This is a genomic window from Enterobacter cloacae complex sp. IR5459 (genome assembly GCF_049238005.1).
Classification (GTDB): domain Bacteria; phylum Pseudomonadota; class Gammaproteobacteria; order Enterobacterales; family Enterobacteriaceae; genus Enterobacter; species Enterobacter hormaechei_C.
Map to the genome: position 1 here is coordinate 47,609 of NZ_JBMKIG010000001.1, position 25,206 is coordinate 72,814.

The following is a 25,206-nucleotide window of genomic DNA, read 5'->3' on the forward strand; positions in this document are numbered from 1 at the left end:
GCACCGGACTGCAATGAAACCGACTGATCTTAAAGCTGAAAACTCTGATGAAACCATTGGCCGCAGCCTGCGCCGTCGGCCGCTGGCGCGCAAAAAACTGTCTGATATGGTGGAAGAAGAGCTGGAGCAGATGATCCGTCGGAAGGAATTTGCCCAGGGAGAGCAGTTACCCTCCGAGCGCGAACTGATGGAGTTCTTCAACGTGGGTCGCCCCTCGGTGCGCGAAGCGCTGGCGGCGCTAAAGCGTAAAGGGCTGGTGCAGATTAACAACGGTGAACGTGCCCGCGTAACCATGCCGTCTGCCGATACCATCATCAGTGAATTGTCGGGAATGGCGAAAGACTTTCTGACCCAGCCCAGCGGTATTGCCCATTTCGAGCAGCTTCGCCTGTTCTTTGAATCCAGCCTTGTTCGTTATGCCGCAGAATATGCCACTGACGATCAGATTGCGCAGCTCACAAAAGCCCTGGAGATCAACAGCCAGTCCCTGGATGACAACACGCTATTTATTCGTTCCGATGTCGATTTTCACCGCGTGCTGGCGGAGATCCCCGGCAATCCGATCTTCAATGCGATCCACGTTGCGCTGCTTGACTGGTTAATTGCGGCGCGTCCTAAAGTGCCGGACGCAGAGCTTTATCAGCATAATGAAGTCAGCTATCGCCAGCATATCGCAATTGTGGATGCGATTCGCCGCCGCGATCCCGATGAAGCGGATCGGGCGTTGCAAACTCACCTTAACAGCGTCTCCGCCACCTGGCACGCTTTCGGCCAGCATTCAAAAGCCAAAAAATAACGATCCTTTAGTGAAGCAGATCGCAATATAAGCGTTCTGTATTCCACTGCTGCTTAATTGATCTGGTATAACAGGTATAAAGGTATGTCGTTATAAAAAACACACGATCGATTGAGGTAACTATGGCAACGCAATTACGCGGCGTAATGGCCGCACTCCTGACCCCGTTTAACTCTGAGCAGATGCTGGATAAAGAAAGCCTGCGCCGTCTGGTGCAGTTCAATATTGAACAAGGTATCGATGGGCTGTACGTCGGCGGTTCAACGGGAGAGGCCTTTGTACAGAGCCTTTCGGAACGAGAGCAGGTGATGGAGATTGTGGCGGAAGAGGCGAAAGGGAAAATCACGCTCATCGCCCATGTTGGCTGCGTCAGCACGGCGGAAAGCCAGCAGTTAGCCATGGCCGCCGCCCGCGTCGGTTTTGACGCTGTATCCGCCGTCACACCGTTTTACTATCCCTTTAGCTTTGAAGAACATTGTGACCACTACCGTGCAATTATTGACTCCGCTGACGGTTTACCGATGGTGGTTTACAACATCCCGGCGCTGAGCGGCGTTAAGTTAACGCTGGATCAGATCAACACGCTGGTGACGCTGCCTGGCGTCGGCGCGCTGAAGCAAACCTCCGGCGATCTCTTCCAGATGGAGCAGATCCGTCGCGCGCACCCGGATCTGGTGCTCTACAACGGTTATGACGAGATCTTCGCCTCCGGCCTGCTGGCCGGCGCGGACGGGGGGATCGGCAGCACCTACAACATTATGGGCTGGCGTTACCAGGCGATCGCTAAAGCGGTTCGTGAAGGGGATAACGCCACCGCACAGCGCCTGCAAAGCGAATGCAACAAGGTGATCGATCTGCTTATTAAAGCCGGGGTGTTCCGTGGTCTGAAAACGGTTCTGCACTATATGGACGTGGTATCCGTGCCGCTGTGCCGTAAGCCGTTTGCCCCTGTGGATGAAAAATTCGTGCCTGAGCTGAAAGCGCTGGCGGAGCAGCTAATGGCGGAAAAACGCTAACGCATAGCCGGGGGCGCTTCGCCTTATCCGGCCTACAAAAACATGCTACGTAGGCCGGATAAGGCGCAGCCGCCATCCGGCAAAACGACAGAGAAATCGTCGGGAGAGTGAAATGAGTAAGTCTACCCAAAGCATCCCGTGGTACCGCCATCTTACCCGTCCTCAGTGGCGCGCCTTCTCCGCCGCCTGGCTGGGATATCTGCTTGATGGCTTCGATTTTGTATTGATAGCCTTAGTCCTGACAGAAATAAAAAGCGAGTTTGCCCTGACAACAGTGGAAGCGGCGAGCCTGATTTCGGCGGCCTTTATATCGCGCTGGTTCGGCGGCCTGCTGCTGGGCGCCATGGGCGACCGCTATGGCCGCAAGCTGGCGATGATCACCAGCATCGTGCTCTTTTCCTGCGGTACGCTGGCCTGCGGTTTTGCGCCGGGTTACGTCACCCTGTTTATCGCCCGCATGGTGATAGGCATGGGGATGGCGGGGGAATATGGCTCCAGCGCAACCTATGTGATTGAAAGCTGGCCAAAGCACCTGCGCAACAAGGCGAGTGGTTTTCTGATTTCCGGTTTCTCCGTCGGCGCCGTGGTTGCGGCCCAGGTCTACAGCCTTGTCGTGCCCGTCTGGGGCTGGCGGGCGCTGTTCTTTATCGGCATTCTGCCCATCGTCTTTGCCCTGTGGCTGCGGAAAAATATTCCGGAAGCTGAGGACTGGAAAGCGAAGCACGAAGGCAAAGCCCCGGTGCGCACCATGGTTGATATTCTGTATCGCGGCAAATACAGCGTCATCAATATGGCGATGACGCTGTTTGCCGGTACGGCGCTGTGGTTCTGTTTTGCAGGCGAACTCAACAACGCGGGGCTGGTCGTTATTCTCGGCCTGCTGTGCGCCATCGTCTTTATCAGCTTTATGGTGCAAAGCAGCGGCAAACGCTGGCCGACGGGCGTCACGTTGATGGTTGTCGTGCTCTTCGCCTTTCTCTACTCCTGGCCGATTCAGGCGCTATTACCCACTTATCTGAAAACCGACCTGGCCTATGATCCGTCAACGGTGGCGAAGGTGCTGTTCTTTAGCGGCTTCGGCGCGGCGGTAGGCTGCTGCGTGGGTGGTTTTCTCGGTGACTGGCTTGGCACCCGCAAGGCCTATGTCTGTAGCCTGTTGGCCTCACAGCTCCTGATTGTTCCCGTCTTTGCGATTGGCGGCGCCAATGTCTGGGTGTTGGGCTTGTTACTCTTTTTCCAGCAGATGCTGGGGCAGGGGATCTCCGGGATCTTACCCAAACTCATCGGCGGCTATTTCGATACCGACCAGCGTGCGGCGGGTCTGGGTTTTACCTACAACGTTGGCGCGTTGGGCGGCGCGATTGCCCCGGTGATTGGCGCGCTGCTGTCGCAGGATATGGCGCTGGGCACGGCCCTGGGGTCGCTCTCCTTTGGCCTGACGTTTGTGGTGATCTTGCTTATTGGTCTGGATATGCCCTCCCGCGTTCAGCGCTGGATCAGGCCAGAAGCCCTGCGTACGCATGATGCTATTGACGGTAAACCGCTGAGTGGCGCACTCCCTTTTGGTGCCAGTAAAAGCGGTCTGATCAAACACAAAGGATAAGCTGATGTCATTGCTAAACCAGAAGACAGCAGTGCGAGGCGGTGAAATGACAACCCTGGCTATTGATATTGGCGGCACCAAACTCGCGGCTGCGTGCGTGGAGGGGCAGACCATTACTGCCCGTCGCGAGTGTCAGACGCCTGCCAGCCAGACGCCGGAGGCGTTGCAGGCTGCGCTACAAACGCTGATTGCACCCTTTACGGCGCAGGCAACGCGGGTCGCGGTGGCATCAACCGGGATCATTCACAACGGTATTTTGACCTCCATTAATCCGTCTAATCTGGGCGGGCTGGCGGAATTTCCACTGGTGGAATTTCTCTCGGGAATAACCGATCTGCCGGTGATGGCGATCAACGACGCGCAGGCCGCCGCCTGGGCTGAGTTCTGCGCCTTGCCGGATGATGACGATATGGTCTTTCTGACCGTCTCAACCGGTGTCGGTGGTGGCGTGGTCCTCAATCGAACACTGCAAACGGGCAGCGGCGGTCTGGCTGGACATCTGGGTCACACGCTGGCCGATCCCGCCGGTCCGCGTTGTGGCTGCGGGCGAAGAGGGTGCGTTGAGGCTATCGCCTCGGGGCGCGGCATCGCTGCTCAGGCAGAAGGCGTATTGTCCGGGCTGGATTCGAAAGCGATATTCAGCCTTGCAGCGCAAGGTAATCCAAAGGCACAGGCGCTGATTGCGCGTTCAGCGCAGACGCTGGCGCGTCTTATTGCCGATGTCAAAGCCGTGACTGATTGCCAGATTGTAGTTATTGGAGGCAGCGTGGGGCTGGCAGAGGGGTATCTGGGGCTCGTGGAGGCGTATCTGTCGCGGGAGCCCGCCGTCTATCAGGCCGCACTTCGGCCTGCACACTATCGCCACGATGCCGGGCTGTTAGGTGCGGCGTTGTTAGCACATGGAGACGCGTTATGATGCTGGGAGAGTTGCAGTCGCTGGCGACATCTGGCCTGACCGGGGTTCTGATCAATGCCCTCACGCTGGCCGTGGCGGCACGGCCAGAAGAGAAACGCCCTGGTCATTATGAACTCCAGGGCACGGATATCTTTATGAACGTGATGCAGTTTGCCACGCAAGAGCCGAAGCAGAAAAAGGCGGAACTGCACACACAGTATATTGATATTCAGCTTCTGCTCGCTGGAGAAGAACGCATCTTTTTTGGGGTTATGGGGTCCGCGCGGGCGTGTGAAGAAATGCATAGCGCAGAAGATTATCAGCTTTGCCGCCACATCAATGATGAACAATCCATTGTATTAAAGCCTGGTATGTTCGTGGTCTTTATGCCGGGTGAGCCGCATAAGCCGGGATGTCTTGTTGAATCGGAGGGGGAAATTAAAAAAGCCGTGGTAAAAGTCCGGGCCAGCCTGTTAACCGCATAAAAAAGCCGGATGGGATGTCCATCCGGCTTGTCTCTTACACTTCCAGGAAGTTCATGATCCCGTCAGCCGCTTTACGGCCTTCGGCAATCGCCGTGACCACCAGGTCAGAGCCGCGAACGATGTCGCCACCGGCGAAGATTTTCGGGTTGCTGGTCTGGAACGCGTTATCGCTGCCTTCTGGCGCAATTATGCGACCCTGAGAGTCCAGCTCTACGCTGTGCTTCGCCAGCCACTCCATGCTGTGAGGACGGAAACCAAACGCCATCACCACGGCGTCAGCCGGGATCACGTGTTCAGAACCGGCCACGATCTCCGCGCGACGACGGCCTTTCGCATCTGGCGCACCCATCTCCGTGCGCGCCATCTTCACGCCGCTCACTTTACCGTTGGCATTCACTTCAATACCCAGAGGCTGGATGTTGAACTGGAACTCGACGCCCTCTTCACGCGCGTTTTTCACTTCGCGTTTAGAACCCGGCATGTTCTCTTCGTCACGACGGTAGGCACAGATGACATGCGCCGCATTCTGACGAATGGAGGTACGCACGCAGTCCATCGCGGTATCACCGCCGCCCAGCACCACCACGCGTTTGCCTTCCATACTGACGAACGGCTCATCGGCGGTCTCGCCGTAGCCCATTAGCTGTTTGGTATTCGCAATCAGGAACGGCAGCGCGTCGTACACGCCTGGCGCATCTTCGTTCTCCAGACCACCGCGCATGGACTGATAGGTTCCCACGCCCAGGAACACGGCGTCGTAATCCTTCAGCAGGTCGTCGAGCTGTACGTCGCGGCCCACTTCGGTGTTGAGTTTGAACTCAATGCCCATGCCGGTGAAGATTTCGCGGCGGCGGGTCATGACCTCTTTCTCCAGCTTGAAGGCCGGGATACCGAAGGTCAGCAGGCCGCCAATCTCTGGGTGGCGATCGAAGACCACCGCCTTCACGCCGTTACGGGTCAGCACGTCCGCACAGGCCAGGCCTGCCGGGCCCGCACCGATAATCGCCACGCGCTTGTCGGTTTGACGCACACCGGTCATATCCGGACGCCAGCCCATCTCGAACGCTTTATCGTTGATATAGCGTTCGATGTTGCCGATGGTCACTGCGCCAAACTCGTCATTCAGCGTACAGGAGCCTTCACACAGACGATCCTGAGGGCACACGCGGCCGCACACTTCCGGCAGGGTGTTGGTCTGATGAGACAGCTCGGCGGCTTCAAAAATACGCCCTTCGTTGGCCAGCTTCAGCCAGTTCGGGATGTAGTTATGGACCGGACACTTCCATTCGCAGTAAGGGTTACCGCAGGACAGGCAGCGGTCTGCCTGTGCTTTGGCCTGGCCTTCTGAAAACGGCTCATAGATTTCAACAAATTCAATTTTACGGATCTTCAGCGGTTTCTTTGGCGGATCAACACGCTGAAGATCGATAAACTGGTAAACGTTCTGGCTCATCTGAATTCCTTACTGCGCCTGCACGCGCAGCTCTGCTGCGCTACGACTACGGTGACCCAACAGGGCTTTAACATCGCTGGACTTCGGCTTAACCAGCGCGAATTTCGCAGAGAACGCCGGCCAGTTGGCCAGGATCTCTTCGCCGCGCGAAGAACCGGTATGCTGCACGTGTTCGGTAATTAAGCCGCGCAGGTGTTCTTCGTGGATGGCCAGAGTATCAACGTCCAGCACTTCCACCAGCTCAGGGTTCACGCGTTTGCGGAACTCACCGTCTTCATCCAGGACGTAGGCAAAACCGCCCGTCATGCCCGCGCCAAAGTTCACGCCGGTTTTACCCAGGACGCACACAATTCCGCCCGTCATGTATTCACAGCCGTTATCGCCGATGCCTTCCACCACGGTGATGGCGCCGGAGTTACGCACCGCAAAACGCTCGCCCGCACGGCCCGCGGCAAACAGACGACCGCCGGTTGCACCGTACAGACAGGTATTGCCGATGATGCTTGCTTCATGGCTGCGGAAGGCTGAACCAACCGGAGGACGCACCGCCAGCAGACCGCCCGCCATGCCCTTTCCGACGTAGTCGTTGGCATCACCGGTCAGGTATAACTCAACGCCACCCGCGTTCCACACGCCGAAGCTCTGACCCGCGGTACCGCTGAAATGCGCGGTAATCGGATCCGACGCCAGACCCTGATCACCGTGCGTTTGCGCGATGTAACCGGAGAGAGACGCACCCACGGAACGGTCGGTGTTGCGGATATCAAACCAGAACGTTTTGCTCTGCTTCTCATCCACATACGGCTTCGCCTGTTGCAGCAGCTGTGCGTTCAGCACGCCGTTATCGAACGGCGGGTTGTTCTCGGTACAGTAAACCGCTTTGCCAGGATGCGGCTGAGCGGTTTCCAGCAGCTTGGACAGCTCCAGCTTCTGCTGCTTGGCCGTGAAGCCCTCAAGCTCTTTCAGCAGGTCGGTACGGCCAATCAGATCCACCAGACGCTTCACGCCCAGCTGCGCCATCAGCTCGCGGGTTTCACGGGCGATGAAGTCAAAGTAATTGGTCACTTTGAACGGCAGGCCGTGATAGTGGTTCTTACGCAGCTTTTCGTCCTGGGTAGCAACGCCCGTTGCACAGTTGTTCAGGTGGCAAATACGCAGGTATTTACAGCCGAGCGCAACCATTGGGCCGGTACCAAAGCCGAAGCTTTCCGCTCCCAGAATCGCCGCTTTGATGATGTCGAGGCCGGTTTTCAGCCCACCGTCCACCTGCAAACGGATCTTGTGACGCAGGCCGTTAGCGACCAGCGCCTGCTGGGTTTCCACCAGGCCGAGCTCCCACGGACAGCCCGCATATTTCACGGAGGAGAGCGGGCTTGCGCCGGTGCCGCCGTCGTAACCGGCGATGGTGATCAGATCCGCATAGGCTTTCGCCACGCCGGTGGCAATGGTGCCAACGCCCGGTTCGGAAACCAGCTTCACGGAGATCATCGCTTTCGGGTTGACCTGTTTCAGGTCGAAAATCAGCTGCGCCAGATCCTCGATAGAGTAAATATCGTGGTGCGGCGGCGGGGAGATCAGCGTCACGCCTGGCACCGAGTAGCGAAGCTTAGCGATGTACGGGGTGACTTTATCACCCGGCAGTTGACCGCCTTCACCCGGTTTTGCCCCCTGAGCGACCTTAATCTGGATCACGTCGGCGTTAACCAGGTACGCAGGCGTTACGCCAAAGCGACCGGACGCCACCTGCTTGATACGGGACACTTTGTTGGTGCCGTAGCGGGCCGGATCTTCACCGCCTTCGCCGGAGTTGGAGTTGCCGCCGATGCTGTTCATGGCTTCCGCCAGCGCTTCGTGGGCTTCCGGGCTCAGCGCGCCGATGGACATCGCCGCGGTATCGAAGCGTTTGAACAGCTCAGACGCGGGTTCAACCTCGTCAATGCTGACCGCTTCCTCACCCGGATTGAGGGCAATGAGATCGCGCAGCGTCGCCGCGGGACGGTTGTTCACCAGCTCAGCATACTGCTGATAATCGCTGTACTCGCCGCTCTGCACCGCCTGTTGCAGCGTGCGCACTACGTCCGGGTTATAAGCGTGATACTCACCCCCGTGGACATATTTCAGCAGGCCGCCCTGTTCCAGCGGCTTACGTGCCAGCCAGGCGCGTTTCGACAGGTTCACCAGATCCTGCTGGAAGTCAGCAAAACCGGCGCCACCGATACGGCTGACCACGCCCTGGAAGCAGAGGTTGGCGACCTCGTTATGCAGGCCGACCGCTTCAAATAGCTTCGAGCAGCGGTAAGAGGCGATGGTCGAGATGCCCATTTTGGACATGATCTTGTACAGACCTTTGTTGATGCCGTTACGGTAGTTCAGCATCACAGCACGGTAGTCTTTATCGATCGCGCGGGTATCTACCAGGCGTGCCAGCGTTTCGTAGGCCAGGTACGGATAAATCGCCGTGGCGCCAAAGCCTAACAGCACCGCAAAGTGGTGCGGGTCGCGCGCGCTCGCGGTTTCAACGATGATGTTGGCATCACAGCGCAGGCTCTTGTCCACCAGACGCGTCTGGATAGCCCCCACCGCCATGGGGGCAGGCACCGGCAGACGGTTTTTCGCGATGTTGCGGTCAGACAGCACCAGCAGAACGGTGCCGTTACGTACCATCTGCTCGGCTTTGTCGCACAGCGCGTTCACCGTCTCTTCGAGGCTCGTTTCGGTCACGTCGAAGGTGATATCGAGCGTGTCGGCGCGATAGTGCTCCTCGGTCATGGTGGTGAGCTGTTTGAAATCGGAGTACAACAGGATCGGTGATTTAAAGGTCAGACGGTGCGCCTGGCCTTCGGCTTCACAGAATACGTTCATCTCACGGCCGATGCTGGTGGCCAGCGACATGACGTGGGCTTCGCGCAGCGGGTCTATTGGCGGGTTAGTGACCTGCGCAAACTGCTGACGGAAATAGTCGTAAATAATGCGTGGCTGGCTGGAAAGCACGGCAAACGGGGTATCGTCACCCATTGAGCCGACCGCTTCCTGGCCGTTTTCGCCGAGAACGCGAATAACCGAGTCCAGTTCTTCCGCGCTGTAGTTAAACTGCTTCTGGAAGCTCGCGAGGGTGTCATCGTCCAGCTCGCGGCTGCCCACTTCTTCGTCCGACAGATCTTCAAACGGCACCAGACGACGCACGTTTTTCTCCATCCACTCTTTGTACGGATGGCGGCTCTTCAGATCGTTGTCGGTTTCGGCGGAATGCAGAATACGCCCACCGCGGGTGTCGATCACCATCAGCTCGCCCGGACCGACGCGGCCTTTTTCGACCACTTCGTCAGGCTGGTAATCCCAGATGCCGACTTCAGAGGCGCAGGTGATGAGCTTGTCTTTGGTGATAACGTAGCGCGCCGGACGCAGACCGTTACGGTCCAGGTTACAGGCGGCAAAACGACCGTCGGACATCACGATGCCCGCCGGGCCGTCCCACGGCTCCATGTGCATGGAGTTAAAGTCGAAGAACGCGCGCAGCTCAGGGTCCATATCCGGGTTGTTCTGCCAGGCCGGTGGCACGAGCAGACGCATGGCGCGCACGATATCCATCCCGCCCGCCAGCAGCAGCTCCAGCATATTATCCATGGAGCTGGAGTCCGAGCCGGTTTCGTTGACGAACGGTGCGGCATCGTGCAGGTCCGGGATCAGCGGGGTCTGGAACTTATAGGTACGGGCGCGGGCCCACTGGCGGTTGCCGGTAATGGTGTTGATCTCACCGTTGTGCGCCAGGTAGCGGAACGGCTGAGCCAGCGGCCAGCGTGGAACGGTGTTGGTGGAGAAGCGCTGGTGGAACAGGCAAATGGCCGATTCCAGACGCAGGTCCGCCAGGTCCAGGTAGAAGCGCGGCAGGTCAGCCGGCATACACAGACCTTTATAGATGTTCACCAGGTTAGAGAGGCTACAGACGTAGAACTCTTTATCGTCCTGGAGACGTTTTTCAATGCGGCGGCGTGCGATAAACAGACGGCGTTCCATATCACGCGGACGCCAGCCCGCAGGCGCGTTGACGAAAATCTGTTCAATACGAGGCAGCGAGGAGAGGGCGATTTCACCGAGCACCCCTTCGTTGGTTGGCACATCGCGCCAGCCGACAATCGACAGGGTTTCACGCTGAAGTTCTTCTTCAACGATGCGGCGTGACGCGGCAGCTTTTTCTGGATCCTGATTCAGGAACAGCATGCCGACAGCGTAGTTTTTGGCTAAACGCCAGCCGCGCTCTTCCGCCACGATGCGGAAGAAACGATCCGGTTTTTGCAGCAGCAGACCGCAACCGTCGCCGGTTTTACCATCGGCAAGGATGGCGCCACGGTGCTGCATTCGGGCCAGTGCGTGAATAGCAGTACGCACTACCTTGTGGCTAGGTTCGCCTTCTATGTGGGCGATCAGGCCGAAACCACAGTTATCCTTCTCAAGGGATTTATCGTACAACATATCAGTGAACCTCCCCAGGCTCGTCGGGCTTCCCACTGAACTTTACCGTGGCGCACAGGCGCAGAAAGAGCATGGCGACGGGGTTAGCGTTTCATACGCGGACCTCGCATTCGCCCTCTTTTTCATCCTTTTGCGCAGGTAAACAAGTTTGAGGACTTGCTTCAGAGGGAATCTCAATTACTGCATAAATATGATGAGCAGGCCGCTCATCCAGAAAGCTTCCAGCGGATTTCCAACTTATCGGGAATTGGTACACAGGTCAAATGGCAATCTTATTTATACAAAAATGTGCTAAAGAGTGATTATCTAGTTGTTTTTATTGCGTATTTAACTATTTTTACAACCGCTTAAAGCACCGGGCAGGTGCAGGGGAGTGTGATCTGACTCACTATATGAAAGCGGTATTATCGATGCAGCGTGCTGAAATGCAGATTTATAGCAGAATATTAATCTGGTGTTGCATTCAATGCCGCATAAAATCACTGTTTTTCAGTCCTGGCGCTATAAATGAAAAAAACCATCAGAACATAAGGAAAAGTAATTACGTTCAGGGTGAATGAAATGTCGGTAATCGTGATTATTTATTCAAATAGATAAAAGCCGTCCAGGGCGATTGATCCAGGTCATCGCCGACAGAGGCTAAAAATGGCAGGCTTGTCCCCTTTCTTCGGGACGGTCTATCAGATTATGCAGTTACAGAAATTAGTCAATATGTTTGGTGGGGATCTTTTGCAGCGCTACGGACAAAAGGTTCATAAACTGACGCTGCATGGCGGCTTTAGCTGCCCGAACCGCGATGGCACCATCGGGCGTGGTGGCTGCACCTTCTGTAACGTGGCCTCGTTTGCTGACGAGGCCCAGCAGCATAAATCTATCGCTGAACAGCTCGCCCATCAGGCGAGTCTGGTGAACCGCGCGAAGCAGTATCTGGCCTATTTCCAGGCCTATACCAGCACGTGGGCGGAGGTGCAGGTGCTGCGCTCGATGTATCAGCAGGCGGTTGCTCAAGCGAACATTGTCGGGCTGTGCGTGGGGACGCGTCCGGACTGCGTGCCGGACGCCGTGCTGGATTTACTTAGCGAGTACAAAGAGAAGGGCTACGAGATCTGGCTAGAGCTGGGCTTGCAGACCGCGCATGACAAAACCCTGCACCGTATCAATCGCGGGCATGATTTCGCCTGCTATCAGCGCACCACGCGTCTCGCCCGCGAGCGTGGATTAAAAGTCTGCTCGCATCTGATTGTCGGCTTGCCGGGAGAAGGGCAGCAGCACGGGCTGGAAACGCTGGAAAAAGTCGTTGAGACCGGCGTGGATGGCATTAAGCTGCATCCGCTGCATATCGTGAAGGGCAGCATAATGGCGAAAGCCTGGGAAGCGGGGCGGTTATGTGGTATCGAACTCGACGAGTATACGGTGACTGCGGGGGAAATGATTCGCCATACGCCGCCGGAGATTGTTTACCACCGCATCTCGGCAAGCGCCCGCCGTCCAACGCTTCTGGCACCGCTATGGTGTGAGAACCGCTGGACGGGGATGCTGGAAATCAACCGCTATCTACAGGAGAACGGCGTACAGGGGTCGGCGCTTGGCCGCCCGTGGGTTCCCCCGCTACCGGCGACGGCCGCCTAGCAGACTTCCCAGCATGCCGCGTACTATCTGGTTGGTAATCTGACGCGTCGCGCTTTTTGCCATGGTCTGAACCACGCCATCGCGTTTGCCACCGCGTGGCCCGGTGCTGCCGAACAGAATATCTTTCAGCCCGCCGAGAATGCCGTCGTCCACGGCAACAGATTGCCCTTTTGCGGCAGGCGCATCCTGCGATTCGGCAGTCGCCTGCACCCCTTTTTGCAGCATCTCGAACGCCGATTCGCGATCCACCTCGTCTTCATACTTTCCGTACACCGGGGAGTGGTTAATCAGGCCGTTGCGTTCATCGTCCGTTACCGGACCCATGCGCGAGCAGGGCGCAATCACCATCGCGCGCTCGACAACTGTCGGGCTGCCTTTTGCATCGAGGAACGAAATCAGCGCTTCACCGGTGCCCAGCGCCTGAATGGCGGTTTCGGTATCAAAGGCCGGATTGACACGCATGGTTTGCGCCGCGGCTTTCACCGCTTTCTGATCTTTCGGCGTAAAGGCGCGCAGGGCGTGCTGCACGCGGTTACCCAACTGCCCCAGTACGTTGTCCGGAATATCCGACGGGTTTTGCGACACAAACCAGACCCCGACGCCTTTGGAGCGGATCAGGCGGATAACCTGTTCAATTTTATCCAGCAGCACCTGCGGCGCGTCGTTAAACAACAGGTGCGCTTCGTCAAAGAAGAACACCAGTTTGGGTTTTTCCAGATCGCCTGCTTCCGGCAGTTGTTCGTACAGTTCAGAGAGCATCCACAGCAGGCTGGCGGCGTAAAGCTTCGGCATCTGGTAGAGCTTCTCTGCGCTCAGAATGTTGATGATGCCTTTGCCGCTGCTGTCGGTACGCATCCAGTCTTTGATATCCAGCATTGGCTCGCCGAAGAAGTGTTCGGCGCCCTGTTGCTCCAGCGTCAGGAGCCCGCGCTGAATGGCGCCCACTGAGGCGCTGCTAATATTGCCGTACTGGTTCTGGAAGGATTTGGCGTTATCGCCAATGTACTGGGTGATGGCGCGCAGATCTTTGAAGTCGAGCAGCAGTAGCCCCTGATCGTCGGCGATACGGAAGATAATGTTCAGTACCCCGGACTGCACGTCGTTGAGGTTAAGCAGACGAGCCAGCAGCAGCGGGCCGAGGTCGGAGACGGTGGCACGCACCGGATGCCCTTTTTCGCCGAAGATATCCCAGACCACCACCGGATTACCGTGCGGCGTCCAGTCCGTGATACCGATATTTTTCAGGCGCTCAAGCAGTTTTTCTGACGCTGCACCTTCCTGAGCCACCCCAGTTAAATCGCCCTTCACGTCAGCCATAAAAACCGGCACGCCAGTCTCTGACAACGACTCAGCCAGCTTTTGCAGGGTAACGGTTTTTCCCGTCCCGGTCGCGCCGGTGATCAGGCCATGACGGTTCGCCATCGCGGGCAGTAAAAACAGCTCTTTTTCCAGCGTCCTGGCGATTAACAATGGTGTACTCATGATGCACGTCCTCTCGTAGTCCTGGGTGGAGTATAGGCAACCTGACGGCAAAATGTCTGCGTAAATTCCTCACTTTGCGGCGCATTATCCAGTGCGGACTATGCTTTTGCATACGGTAAACAAAATTTTGGGAAACTATGTCCAGATTCTTTTTTAACGACCGCAAACAGCTTGTCAACGATGCCATTGAAGGCATACTTCTCTCCGCGCCGCACGGTAATCTCGTCAAACTGGATATCGATCCGGCCATCCGCGTGGTGGCTCGCGGCGACTGGGATAAAAGCCGCGTGGCGGTGATCTCCGGTGGCGGCTCCGGCCATGAACCGGCACATGCCGGGTTCGTCGGCAAAGGCATGCTTACCGCAGCGGTGTGTGGCGATCTGTTCGCCTCCCCAAGCGTGGATGCGGTCCTCAATGCCATTGTGGCGGTGACGGGCGACCGTGGCTGCCTGCTGATTGTGAAAAACTACACCGGCGACCGGCTTAACTTTGGCCTGGCGGCGGAAAAAGCCAAACGCTACGGCCTGAAGGTCGAGATGGTTATCGTGGCGGATGATATCGCCCTGCCGGATAACAAGCAGCCGCGTGGTATCGCGGGAACGGCGCTGGTGCATAAAATTGCGGGATATGCGGCAGAGCAGGGGAAATCGCTAAACGACGTGCGGGATATTGCGCAACAGGCCTGCGATAACCTCTGGAGCCTGGGCGTGGCGATGCAAACGTGCAACCTGCCGGGCAGCGATGATGAAGGGGGGCGCATTAAACAAGGCCATGTCGAGCTGGGTTTGGGCATTCACGGCGAGCCGGGAGCTTCCGTCGTGGATACGCAAAACAGCAAAGCCATTATCGACACGCTGGTGACGCCGTTACGCGCGCAGGCGGGGGAAGGGCGTTTTGCGGTGCTGATTAACAATCTTGGTGGCGTATCGGCGTTGGAGATGGCGCTGCTGACCAAAGAGCTGGCGCACTCGGCGCTGAAAGAGAACATTGCGTATCTGATTGGCCCGGCGCCGCTGGTGAGTGCGCTGGATATGAAAGGCTTTTCGTTAACGCTGCTAAAGCTCAACGATTTCTTCGAGAAGGCGATTCACGCCGAGGTCGAGACGCTGGGCTGGCAGAAGCCCGTGGCGTTCGCGCCCCTGCGTACCGTCCCACATAGCGCCCTTCATGATCGCGTGGAATATGCCCCGTCGGACAATACGGAGGTGAGCGAGGCCGTCGCCTCGGTAACGAAAACATTGATTCAGCTGGAAAACCGCCTTAACGCGCTGGATGCCAAAGTAGGCGATGGCGACACGGGCTCCACTTTTGCGCAAGGGGCGCGGGATATTGCGCAGCGACTTGAGGAGAACAACCTGCCCCTTAACGACGTGCCGACATTACTCCTGCTGGTAGGCGAGCGGCTGGCAACGGTGATGGGCGGATCGAGTGGGGTGTTGATGTCGATCTTCTTCACGGCGGCAGGACAAAAGCTTCACGATGGACAGCCGCTACCTGAAGCCTTGCTGAGCGGACTTGCGCAGATGAAGCAGTATGGCGGCGCGGATCTCGGCGATCGTACGCTGATCGATGCGCTGCAACCGGCGCTGGAGGCGTTACAGAAAGGCAATATTCAGGCGGCAGCGCAGGCCGCGCAGCAGGGCGCCGAAGCAACGGCAAAAATGGCGAAAGCCGGCGCGGGACGCTCGTCGTATGTGAATAAAGAGAATCTGGACGGGGTGATGGATCCGGGGGCAGTCGCGGTGGCGGAAGTGTTTAAGACCATGGTAGATGCAAAACGGTAACAACCGTTACCGTTTTTAGTGTTTGCGCCCTCTCCCTGTGAGCTGAGGGATCCCCACAAAATAATGCCTGCACAGACGGCCCCCTCTCCCTTGAGGGAGAGGGTTGGGGTGAGGGGGAACATACGGCTCTGGTGGTCATTCCGTTCACTTTATGTTCCCTGCTACTCTGTCACGACATGACCGGTGAACGTGCCAGGGTGGCTCAGTCGCCACCACCCTGGCAACCCGGGCTTCCGGCGGAAAATCGCCGCTTCGCGGTGCCTTCGGCTTATTCCTTCCGGCTTATCGGGGACGGGCGGAGGTAACATCCCTGTAAAGCCCGCCCTCTCGGCGCATCCCTGCGCCTCGCCCCGGCCTACAGGAAACGCCTCAGCGATTTACAGCCGGACCGAGGCATCGCTGAAAGCCCTCAGTTATTCTGAGGCAACGTTATTGCTTCTGCTTGGAAATTACTGGGGAACCCTCTCCCCTGTAGGAGAGGGTTGGGGTGAGGGCATAAGGCCGCACATTCCCCGGCAATGTCACATCAAAAATCCGCTTTCAACACCACGCGGTAGCGGGCTTTGCCGTCGCGCACGTGCTGGATCGCTTCGTTGATTTTTGACATCGGGTACAGCTCGGTGGTGGGTGCCACTTTTGTGCGTCCGGCAAACTTCATCAGCTTGCGCAGCTCGTACGGTGTACCGGTCGCGGAGCCTGACACGCTGCGATCCCCGCCGATCAGGGTAAACGCCGGAACCGGCAGCGGCTTCATCACCGCACCCACGGTGTGGAAGTTACCGCCGTAGGCCAGCGCTTCAAAGTACGGCTGCCAGTCGAGATCGACGTTTACCGTGTTGATGATCAGGTCAAACTGGCCTGCCAGGGCGGTGAGTGCCTGAGGATCGCGGCTGTTCACCACTTTATCCGCACCCATCGCCAGCACTTCCTGCTCTTTCGCCGGGTTAGAGCTGAACGCCGTCACTTCACAGCCCATCGCATGCAGCAGTTTGATGGCAATATGCCCCAGACCGCCAATACCGATCACGCCCACGCGGCTGGTGGCAGTGATGTGATGCATCAGCAGCGGTTTAAAGACGGTGATGCCGCCACACAGCAGCGGACCGGCGGATTCGATATCAATGCTGTCCGGCAGCGGGATAACCCATTGCCAGTCGGCGCGCAGCTTATCGGCGAAACCGCCCTTGTTAAGGATGGTCGGCGTTGCGCCCTCAAGGCAGTTGATCTGGTTGCCGCTGATACAGGCATCGCAGTGACCGCAGCTGCGTGCCGTCCAGCCGATACCCACGCGCTGGCCCACTTTCAGCCCTTTGTCCTGCGCGGCGCTGCCGAGCGCCACGACGCGGCCAATGACTTCGTGCCCGGCAACCAGCGGATAGCTGGAAAAGCCCCATTCATTGTCGATCATCGAGAGATCCGAGTGGCAGATCCCGCAGTAATCAACCTGTACTTCGACGTCTTCCGCTTTTAGTTCGCCCGCATCGTACTCGTACAGCTCAAGTTCTGCACCCGCCTGCGGTGCGGCGTAGCTTTTTATCTTCGACATCGCGTTTCCCCTGTTTTGGTGTGAACTGTGAGTGTAGAGCATTCAGTTTACAGACGCTTAACAGAAGACGGCAGGAACGAAACTTACAGACTTTTCAGCATCCTGACTTCGCAGTCCACGTGGCCCGTGCAGCCCAGTGGCGCATCGATATGCTCAAAGCCCAGATGCTCATACAGGCCAATGGCCTCTTTAAGGAAAGCGGTGGTTTCGAGGTAGCAACGTTTAAAGCCCTGTGAGCGTGCATGTTCCAGGGCGACCAGCGCCAGCTTTTTCGCCAGGCCTTGTCCGCGTATCGTTGGCAGGAAATACATTTTCTGAAGTTCACAGATATCCGGCTCGCTGCAAAGCAGTGGGGCAATGCCGCCGCCGCCCACGACCTGGCCGTCCTGTTCAATGACCCAGTAGGCATGACCCGGCTGGCTGTACAGCTGAAAAAGTTCGTCCAGATTGGGGTCGGCCACGGTGTAGCCTTTGTCGGCGGTCAGGCCATATTCGGCAGAAACCGTGCGGATAACGGCGGCGATAGCCGGGTTGTCCTGCTCAGTGATCCGACGCATTGTCGTCGCGACGGGGGTAATCACGCTCATAGCTTTACTCATGACAAAAATTGACACACAACTGCTGTTAATAGCACCGCAGAAAGGGGAGTGCAAGCGAGGAGTTTTCAGGAAGGATACCCCTTACGCCCTGAAGCGTAAGGGGTAAAAGCATTACAGGGCTGCGATAACCGCCTGCTGCTCGATCAGTTTGGTCTTCGCATCGGCGAAGGCAACCAGACGCTCACGCTCTTTGGCGATGACCGCTTCCGGCGCGCGGGCCACAAAGCCCTCGTTCGCCAGTTTGCTTTCGATTTTGCCAATTTCCACGTCGACTTTCGCCACTTCTTTCGCCAGACGCGCCAGCTCCGCGTCTTTGTCGATCAGGCCCGCCATCGGGATCAGCAGCTCCGCGCCGTCGATGATTTTGGTCACGGAAACCGGACCTTTGTCATCGGCAGGCAGCACGGTGATGCTTTCCAGACGCGCCATGGTTTTCAGGAATGTGTTGTTCTCGGTGACGCGACGAACGGCAGCTTCGCTGCAACCGCGCAGCAGCAGTTCCAGTGGTTTACCCGGAGCGATATTCATTTCCGCGCGGATGTTACGTACCGCAACGATCGCCTGTTTCAGCCACTCGGTATCCGCAGACGCGGCTTCATCCACTTTCGCGGCGTCGAATGCCGGGAACGGCTGGAGCATGATGGTATCGGCATTAATACCGGCAATCACCTTCACGCGCTGCCAGATGGTTTCGGTGATGAATGGAATGATCGGGTGCGCAAGGCGCAGCAGACCTTCCAGAACGGTAATCAACGTATTACGCGTGCCGCGCAGTTCCGCTTCAGAACCACCGTTCATGACCGGCTTCGCCAGCTCCAGGTACCAGTCGCAGAACTGGTTCCAGGTGAATTCGTACAGGATGCCTGCCGCGATGTCGAAGCGGTAGCTGTCCAGCGCGTCGCGGAACGCTTTCACCGTCTGGTTAAATTCCGCCAGGATCCAGCGGTCTGCCAGGGAGAGGGTCATCTCGCCGCCATTGAAGCCGCAATCCTGATCTTCGGTGTTCATCAGCACGAAGCGGCTGGCGTTCCACAGCTTGTTACAGAAGTTACGGTAACCTTCCAGACGCTTCATATCCCAGTTGATGTCACGGCCGGTGGAGGCCAGCGCCGCCAGGGTGAAGCGCAGGGCGTCGGTACCGTGAGATTCGATCCCGTTCGGGAACTGCTTCTCGGTACGCTTGCGGATTTTCTCCGCCAGCTGCGGCTGCATCATATTGCCGGTACGTTTTTCCAGCAGCTCTTCCAGAGAGATACCGTCCACCATATCCAGCGGGTCGATAACGTTACCCTTGGATTTAGACATCTTCTGGCCTTCGTCGTCGCGGATCAGGCCGGTCATGTAAACGGTATGGAACGGAACCTGCGGCTTGCCGTCTTCGTCTTTGATGAAATGCATGGTCATCATGATCATGCGGGCGATCCAGAAGAAGATGATGTCGAAGCCGGAGACCATCACGCTGGTTGGGTGGAACTGACGCAGCGCGTCGGTGTTTTCCGGCCAGCCGAGGGTAGAGAAGGTCCACAGCGCGGAGGAGAACCAGGTATCCAGCACGTCTTCGTCCTGGCGCAGGGCAACGTCAGCGCCCAGGTTGTTTTCCTGACGCACTTCCTCTTCGGTGCGGCCAACGTAGACATTGCCTTCGTTGTCGTACCACGCCGGGATACGGTGACCCCACCACAGCTGACGGGAAATACACCAGTCCTGAATATCGCGCATCCAGGAGAAGTACATGTTTTCGTACTGCTTCGGCACGAACTGAATGCTGCCGTTCTCAACCGCTTCCACAGCCGGTTTCGCCAGCACGTCGGCACGCACGTACCACTGGTCGGTCAGCATTGGTTCGATAACTACGCCGCCACGGTCGCCGTACGGCACGGTCAGATCGTGAGGCTTAATCTCTTCCAGCAGGCCGAGCGCGTCAACGGCGGCTACGATGGCTTTACGCGCGGCAAAGCGCTCCAGCTTCTGGAACTCAGCCGGGATGTCGCTGGAATAAACGTCGGACTCGTTGCCTTTGGTGTCATACACTTCTGCGCTTTCGCGGATATCGCCGTCGAAGGTCAGAATGTTGATCATCGGAAGTTGATGACGACGACCGACTTCATAGTCGTTGAAGTCATGCGCCGGGGTGATTTTCACGCAGCCGGTGCCTTTTTCCATGTCGGCGTGTTCGTCGCCCACAATCGGAATACGGCGGTTCACCAGCGGCAGCACCACGAATTTGCCGATCAAATCTTTATAACGCGGATCTTCCGGGTTAACGGCCACGCCGGTATCGCCCAGCAGGGTTTCCGGACGGGTGGTCGCCACCACCAGGTAATCTTTACCGTCGGCGGTTTTCGCACCGTCTGCCAGCGGATAGCGGATGTGCCACATGGAGCCTTTAGACTCGCGGTTTTCCACTTCCAGGTCAGAGATGGCGGTACGCAGTTTCGGGTCCCAGTTGACCAGGCGTTTGCCGCGGTAAATCAGGTCTTCTTTGTACAGACGGACGAAAACTTCTTTCACGGCGTTGGACAGGCCTTCGTCCATGGTGAAGCGCTCGCGCTCCCAGTCCACGGAGTTGCCGAGGCGGCGCATCTGACGGGTAATGGTGCCGCCGGATTCTGCCTTCCACTGCCAGATTTTGTCGATGAACGCGTCGCGACCGTAGTCGTGGCGGGTTTTACCCTCTTCAGCGGCAATTTTACGCTCAACCACCATCTGGGTCGCGATACCCGCGTGGTCAGTCCCCGCCTGCCACAGGGTGTTTTTACCCTGCATGCGCTGGTAGCGGATCATGGTGTCCATGATGGTCTGCTGGAAAGCATGCCCCATATGCAAACTGCCGGTGACGTTCGGCGGCGGGATCATGATACAGAAGGACTCTTTGCTTTCGTCGCCGTTAGGCTTGAAATAGCCCTGCTGTTCCCAGTGCTCGTAAAGCGGCTGTTCGATATCGCGTGGGTTATATGTCTTTTCCATTATTTCCAGGTTGCCGTATTCAGGTTAAAACCGGCCAGGCGGTACGCTTTGTAGCGTTCGCGCGCCAGTTGTTTCAAAGATTCTTCGTAAGGGACAAAGTCTACCACTTCTGTGAAAGCGGTGGCAAAATCTGCAAAGTCTGTCCGCAGGCTAATGAGAATATCGCGCGCGCTACTGTTGCGTTTTTGCGGCCAGGCAATCTCCACCGGTGCCCCGCCGCGTGGACCTTCGCCCGACAGGTTATGCGGAACAAAACTCTCCGGCGGGCGCGCCCATAGCGCTTCATCCAGGCGAATTGCTTGCTGCTCATCTTCACAGGCAATCAGGACGCGTTTACCTGCGCGCCAACGTTCTGCGGCAATTTCACACACCAGCTGTTCAACGGCGCTGAGGCCATCCTGATGGGTGTCATTGTCCAGAAGGTAGAACGTTGCATTCTTCATATATGGGGTTTCTTGTCGTGGATTTAAATGCAAAGCCGGGTAAGCGTAGCGCCACCCGGCGTTTATCATTACTCGTCGCCGTTAAAACCCGCACGATTGAGCAGGAACTGCGACAGCAGCGCCACCGGACGTCCGGTCGCGCCTTTGGCTTTTCCGGAGCGCCATGCGGTCCCCGCGATGTCCAGGTGCGCCCAGTTGTACTTGCGGGTAAAGCGCGCCAGGAAGCAGCCCGCGGTAATCGCCCCGCCAGGACGACCGCCGATGTTTGCCATGTCTGCGAAGTTAGACTCCAGTTGTTCCTGGAACTCGTCCCCCAGCGGCAGACGCCACGCGCGGTCGCCGGCCTGTTCGGACGCGCCGATCAGTTCATGCGCCAGCGGGTTGTGGTTCGACATCAGGCCGGTGATGTGATGCCCCAGCGCAATCACGCAGGCGCCGGTCAGTGTAGCCACGTCAATCACCGCTTCAGGTTCGAAACGCTCAACGTAGGTCAGCACGTCGCACAGTACCAGACGGCCTTCGGCGTCGGTGTTCAGCACCTCAACGGTCTGGCCGGACATGGTGGTCAGCACATCACCAGGACGATAAGCGCGGCCGCCAGGCATGTTTTCGCAGCCCGCCAGCACGCCGATCACGTTGATAGGCAACTGAAGTTCCGCGACCATGCGCATGACGCCGTAAACCGCCGCCGCGCCGCACATGTCGTACTTCATCTCATCCATGCCTTCTGAAGGCTTGATGGAGATACCGCCGGAGTCGAAGGTTAGCCCTTTACCGACAAGCACGATCGGACGCGCATCTTCAGACGGATTGCCCTTGTACTCAATGACTGACATCAGGGATTCGTTCTGGGAGCCGTTACCGACCGCCAGATAAGAGTGCATCCCCAGCTCTTTCATCTGCTGTTCGCCGATAACGCGGGTGATAACGTTCTTGCTGTAGGCGTCAGCCAGCTGGCGCGCCTGTGACGCCAGGTATGCGGCGTTACAGATGTTTGGCGGCATATTGCCAAGATCTTTTGCCGCTTTGATACCGGCGGCAATGGCCAGACCGTGCTGAATGGCGCGCTCGCCGCTGGTCAGCTCGCGACGGGTTGGCACGTTAAAGACCATTTTACGCAGCGGGCGACGCGGCTCGCTTTTGGTGGTCTTCAGCTGATCAAAGCTGTAGAGGCTCTCTTTTGCGGTTTCGACGGCCTGGCGCACCTTCCAGTACGTGTTGCGGCCCTTAACGTGCAGCTCCGTCAGGAAGCAGACGGCTTCCATCGAACCAGTATCATTCAGTGTATTAATGGTTTTCTGAATAACCTGCTTGTACTGGCGCTCATCAAGCTCACGTTCTTTACCACAGCCAATCAGCAGAATACGCTCGGACAGGACGTTCGGAACATGGTGCAGCAACAAGGTCTGCCCTGGTTTGCCTTCCAGTTCGCCACGGCGCAGCAGGGCGCTGATATAGCCGTCGCTGATTTTATCGAGTTGCTCGGCGATCGGGGAGAGTCGGCGTGGTTCAAAGACGCCCACAACGATGCAGGCACTCCGCTGTTTCTCCGGGCTACCGCTTTTTACACTGAACTCCATGCACTACGCTCCTGAATCTTAAAGACAACGGCGGCGGCTACGGATAGAATTGAAACCTTTCGTAACTCATGTCCGCCGTTGTGGTGACTTCGTGTTAATCTTACGTTACTACGGTTTCGACACGTCAATAAATGTCATGAAGCGCGAATCCGCCGGGTTTTTTAATCTTAGCGATGATTTCGACGACTCAAGAGAATAAATGACGTTTAAGCCATGAAACAAGCTAAATTCCTGCATAAGACGAGTTTTAACGGGCGTATTTAAAGTGATAATCATAAGATATCTGGTTCGGGAGACGCTGAAGAGCCAACTGGCGATCCTCTTTATCCTCCTTCTGATCTTTTTCTGTCAGAAGCTGGTCAGGATCCTCGGCGCGGCGGTTGATGGCGAAATCCCAACGAATCTGGTGCTTTCCCTGCTCGGGCTTGGCGTGCCGGAAATGGCGCAGCTTATCCTGCCGTTAAGCCTGTTCCTTGGTCTGCTGATGACCCTGGGTAAGCTCTATACCGAAAGTGAAATCACCGTGATGCATGCCTGCGGCCTCAGTAAAGCCGTACTGGTAAAAGCAGCCATGGTGCTGGCACTGTTTACGGGCATTGTTGCCGCGGTTAACGTCATGTGGGCGGGGCCGACCTCCTCTCGTCATCAGGATGAGGTGCTGGCGGAAGCAAAAGCTAACCCGGGGCTGGCGGCGCTGGCGCAGGGGCAGTTCCAGCAGGCGACCGACGGTAACTCCGTGCTGTTTATCGAAAGCGTCGATGGCAACCGCTTCAATGACGTGTTTCTTGCTCAACTGCGCCCGAAAGGTAACGCTCGGCCTTCTGTGGTGGTGGCGGACTCCGGTCAGCTGTCTCAGCGTAAAGACGGCTCTCAGGTTGTCACGCTGAACAAAGGAACGCGTTTCGAAGGCACGGCTATGCTGCGCGACTTCCGTATTACCGATTTCCAGAACTACCAGGCCATCATTGGTCATCAGGCCGTCGCGCTCGATCCAACGGATACTGAGCAGATGGATATGCGCACCTTAATGAATACCGATACCGATCGTGCGCGTGCTGAACTGCACTGGCGTATCACGCTGGTATTCACCGTATTTATGATGGCGCTGATGGTGGTTCCGCTGAGTGTGGTGAACCCGCGCCAGGGCCGCGTGCTGTCGATGCTGCCAGCGATGCTGCTGTATCTGGTGTTCTTCCTGCTGCAAACCTCAATCAAGTCTAACGGCGGGAAAGGAAAAATTGACCCGATGATCTGGACCTGGGTCGTGAATGGTTTGTATCTGCTGCTGGCAGTCGGACTCAACTTGTGGGACACGGTGCCTGTGCGTCGTCTTCGTGCCCGGTTTACGCGTAAAGGAGCCATCTAATGCAGGCGTTTGGCGTACTTGACCGCTATATCGGTAAAACGATTTTCACCACCATCATGATGACCCTGTTCATGCTGGTGTCGCTCTCGGGCATTATCAAATTTGTCGACCAGCTGAAAAAAGCCGGGCAGGGGAGTTACGACGCGTTGGGTGCCGGGATGTACACCCTGCTCAGCGTACCAAAAGATGTGCAGATCTTCTTCCCGATGGCGGCCCTGCTGGGGGCGTTGCTGGGCCTGGGGATGCTGGCTCAGCGTAGCGAGCTGGTGGTGATGCAGGCATCTGGCTTTACCCGTATGCAGGTTGCGCTGTCGGTAATGAAAACCGCGATCCCGCTGGTGCTGTTGACCATGGCGATTGGCGAATGGGTCGCGCCGCAGGGCGAACAGATGGCGCGTAACTACCGTGCTCAGGCTATGTACGGTGGTTCGCTGCTCTCCACGCAGCAGGGGTTATGGGCGAAAGATGGTCAGAACTTCGTCTATATCGAACGCGTGAAAGGGGACGATGAACTGGGCGGCGTGAGCATCTACGCCTTCAACAACGATCGTCGTTTGCAGTCGGTGCGTTATGCCGCCTCCGCTAAATTTGATGCGAACAACAAGCTGTGGCGGTTATCCCAGGTTGATGAATCTGACCTGACGAACCCGAAACAGATCACCGGTTCGCAGACCGTAAGCGGTACCTGGAAAACCAACCTGACGCCGGACAAGCTTGGCGTGGTAGCGCTCGATCCCGATGCGCTCTCCATCAGCGGTCTGCATAACTACGTGAAGTATCTGAAATCGAGCGGACAGGATGCGGGGCGTTACCAGCTCAACATGTGGAGCAAAATCTTCCAGCCACTGTCCGTGGCGGTGATGATGCTAATGGCGCTGTCGTTCATCTTTGGACCGCTGCGTAGCGTGCCGATGGGGGTTCGCGTGGTAACTGGTATCAGCTTTGGTTTCGTGTTCTACGTCCTCGATCAGATTTTCGGTCCACTGACACTGGTGTATGGCATTCCGCCAATTATCGGCGCGCTGTTGCCGAGCGCCAGTTTCTTCCTGATCAGCCTCTGGATGCTGCTAAAACGCTCCTGATAAAACGTCT

The 25,206-nt window shown here is 57.2% G+C and carries 17 protein-coding genes; 9 read left to right on the forward strand and 8 right to left on the reverse strand.

All coding sequences use genetic code 11. From position 1 onward, the window contains the following. Window positions 1-13: 13 nt before the first annotated feature. From nanR to nanQ, 5 genes are all read left to right on the forward strand, one after another. Window positions 14-796: a transcriptional regulator NanR gene (gene nanR, locus ACOTX4_RS00235; RefSeq protein WP_022651924.1), complete on the forward strand. Its 783-nt coding sequence runs from the start codon at window positions 14-16 to the stop codon at window positions 794-796. Window positions 797-918: 122 nt separating this feature from the next. Next, window positions 919-1,812 (forward strand): N-acetylneuraminate lyase, encoded by an 894-nt coding sequence (gene nanA / locus ACOTX4_RS00240; RefSeq protein WP_022651923.1) that lies wholly within the window; start codon window positions 919-921, stop codon window positions 1,810-1,812. Window positions 1,813-1,924: 112 nt separating this feature from the next. Continuing rightward, window positions 1,925-3,415, forward strand: a complete 1,491-nt coding sequence (locus ACOTX4_RS00245; RefSeq protein ID WP_045332470.1) for an MFS transporter — start codon at window positions 1,925-1,927, stop codon at window positions 3,413-3,415. A 46-nt stretch (window positions 3,416-3,461) separates the two neighbouring features. Then, window positions 3,462-4,331, forward strand: a complete 870-nt coding sequence (nanK, locus tag ACOTX4_RS00250) for an N-acetylmannosamine kinase (protein WP_023314915.1) — start codon at window positions 3,462-3,464, stop codon at window positions 4,329-4,331. Next, window positions 4,328-4,795: an N-acetylneuraminate anomerase gene (gene nanQ / locus ACOTX4_RS00255; protein WP_022651920.1), complete on the forward strand. Its 468-nt coding sequence runs from the start codon at window positions 4,328-4,330 to the stop codon at window positions 4,793-4,795. Before nanK ends, nanQ begins: the two co-directional genes overlap by 4 nt. Before the next feature lie 34 nt (window positions 4,796-4,829). On the opposite strand, the gene gltD is transcribed toward nanQ, so the two are convergent. Further along, a complete protein-coding gene (gltD, locus tag ACOTX4_RS00260) occupies window positions 4,830-6,248 on the reverse strand; it encodes a glutamate synthase subunit GltD (RefSeq protein ID WP_017382721.1) in 1,419 nt (472 codons plus the stop codon). 9 nt (window positions 6,249-6,257) lie between these two features. Beyond that, the gene (gene gltB / locus ACOTX4_RS00265; RefSeq protein WP_003860454.1) at window positions 6,258-10,718 is read right to left on the reverse strand and encodes a glutamate synthase large subunit; all 4,461 of its coding nucleotides are present in this window, start codon (window positions 10,716-10,718) and stop codon (window positions 6,258-6,260) included. A 687-nt stretch (window positions 10,719-11,405) separates the two neighbouring features. Between gltB and ACOTX4_RS00270 the strand changes: the two genes are divergently transcribed. Next, the gene (locus ACOTX4_RS00270; protein ID WP_096888951.1) at window positions 11,406-12,347 is read left to right on the forward strand and encodes a TIGR01212 family radical SAM protein; all 942 of its coding nucleotides are present in this window, start codon (window positions 11,406-11,408) and stop codon (window positions 12,345-12,347) included. Here the strand turns inward: ACOTX4_RS00270 and ACOTX4_RS00275 are convergent. Continuing rightward, complete coding sequence (locus ACOTX4_RS00275) at window positions 12,327-13,829, reverse strand: helicase HerA-like C-terminal domain-containing protein (RefSeq protein WP_022651918.1); 1,503 nt, start codon at window positions 13,827-13,829, stop codon at window positions 12,327-12,329. The genes ACOTX4_RS00270 and ACOTX4_RS00275 overlap by 21 nt on opposite strands. A gap of 137 nt (window positions 13,830-13,966) precedes the next feature. On the opposite strand from ACOTX4_RS00275, the gene ACOTX4_RS00280 reads away from it, so the two are divergent. Further along, window positions 13,967-15,613 carry a dihydroxyacetone kinase subunit DhaK gene (locus tag ACOTX4_RS00280; RefSeq protein WP_022651917.1) on the forward strand — a complete coding sequence of 549 codons (1,647 nt, stop codon included), beginning with the start codon at window positions 13,967-13,969 and terminating at the stop codon, window positions 15,611-15,613. A 526-nt stretch (window positions 15,614-16,139) separates the two neighbouring features. On the opposite strand, the gene ahr is transcribed toward ACOTX4_RS00280, so the two are convergent. From ahr to pepA, 5 genes are all read right to left on the reverse strand, one after another. Continuing rightward, window positions 16,140-17,159, reverse strand: a complete 1,020-nt coding sequence (ahr, locus tag ACOTX4_RS00285) for an NADPH-dependent aldehyde reductase Ahr (protein ID WP_003861889.1) — start codon at window positions 17,157-17,159, stop codon at window positions 16,140-16,142. Between the two features lie 83 nt (window positions 17,160-17,242). Then, window positions 17,243-17,746 (reverse strand): GNAT family N-acetyltransferase, encoded by a 504-nt coding sequence (locus tag ACOTX4_RS00290; protein ID WP_003861887.1) that lies wholly within the window; start codon window positions 17,744-17,746, stop codon window positions 17,243-17,245. Window positions 17,747-17,869: 123 nt separating this feature from the next. Continuing rightward, window positions 17,870-20,725 carry a valine--tRNA ligase gene (locus ACOTX4_RS00295; protein WP_017382726.1) on the reverse strand — a complete coding sequence of 952 codons (2,856 nt, stop codon included), beginning with the start codon at window positions 20,723-20,725 and terminating at the stop codon, window positions 17,870-17,872. Then, on the reverse strand, window positions 20,725-21,168 hold the full coding sequence (gene holC, locus ACOTX4_RS00300) for a DNA polymerase III subunit chi (protein WP_003861884.1): 444 nt from the start codon (window positions 21,166-21,168) through the stop codon (window positions 20,725-20,727). The genes ACOTX4_RS00295 and holC overlap by 1 nt, the downstream gene beginning before the upstream one ends. A gap of 68 nt (window positions 21,169-21,236) precedes the next feature. Beyond that, entirely contained in the window at window positions 21,237-22,748 is a 1,512-nt protein-coding gene (pepA, locus tag ACOTX4_RS00305; protein WP_003861882.1) for a leucyl aminopeptidase, read from the reverse strand. Window positions 22,749-23,013: 265 nt separating this feature from the next. Between pepA and lptF the strand changes: the two genes are divergently transcribed. Beyond that, window positions 23,014-24,114: an LPS export ABC transporter permease LptF gene (gene lptF / locus ACOTX4_RS00310; protein ID WP_003861881.1), complete on the forward strand. Its 1,101-nt coding sequence runs from the start codon at window positions 23,014-23,016 to the stop codon at window positions 24,112-24,114. Further along, window positions 24,114-25,196 (forward strand): LPS export ABC transporter permease LptG, encoded by a 1,083-nt coding sequence (gene lptG / locus ACOTX4_RS00315; protein WP_001147540.1) that lies wholly within the window; start codon window positions 24,114-24,116, stop codon window positions 25,194-25,196. The genes lptF and lptG overlap by 1 nt, the downstream gene beginning before the upstream one ends. Window positions 25,197-25,206: the final 10 nt, after the last annotated feature.